The 717-nt window shown below is 44.4% G+C and carries 2 protein-coding genes; both read right to left on the bottom strand.

Going from position 1 to position 717, the window contains the following annotated elements:
* On the bottom strand, window positions 1–430 hold a 430-nt coding region (locus tag ACS8FC_RS17400; protein ID WP_439297706.1), incomplete at its 3' end, for a molybdate ABC transporter permease subunit.
* Between the two features lie 46 nt (window positions 431–476).
* A partial coding sequence (locus tag ACS8FC_RS17395) for a substrate-binding domain-containing protein (RefSeq protein WP_439297705.1) occupies window positions 477–717 on the bottom strand: 241 nt, incomplete at its 5' end.

The following is a 717-nucleotide window of genomic DNA, read 5'->3' as shown; positions in this document are numbered from 1 at the left end:
GGCGCAGACGACTAGGTTCTAACAGATGCGCCACTTCCGTGACACTTTGGGGAATACGCAAAAACTGTGCATACACTGGCTGTATATAAAAAGGCAGTGAGTAAATAATAGAGCCAACAACTAGACCTTCGAAGGTAAAAATTAAAGGGCTAATATTGTGCTCAATCAGCCATTTACCGATACCCATACTTGGACTTAGCAGTAATAATAAATAAAAGCCAATAACCGTAGGTGGTAGTACTAGAGGCATGGCAATGATGCCCATGAGTAGAATTTTGAAACGCCCAACTGCCTTCTTTCGACTTGGTTTGGCAAGCCAATAAGCCATAGGGGTTGCAAATAACAGTAAGCACAAGGTCGTGACAGAAGCGAGCTTAATACTCACCCAAAAAGGACTGAGCATATCTGACATAAGAGATTGGTCGATCATATAATGTCACGGCTCGTTTTATAGGTAGAGTGTCTAGGCTAACGGATTATTGAATGGGCAGGTAGCCTGCTTGCGCGAAGTACTGTTGTCCTGTATCCGAGCGCAAGTATTTGGTAAACGCTGCTGCTGGGACTGTATTATTGATAACGATACCATCCTGCAGAATAGCTGGGTAGGACGCTTTTGGTAAAGTAAAGAACTGCTCAGGTTTGGCTTTTATCGCGACAAGTTGAGACTGCGCCACAAACCCATAGTCTACGCTGCCTGTATGGGCGTACTGAAATGCT

This window comes from Psychrobacter sp. 1Y4, assembly GCF_051847555.1.
The sequence above is the reverse complement of the archived record's forward strand: the minus strand, read 5'-3'. Positions and strand labels throughout refer to the sequence as shown.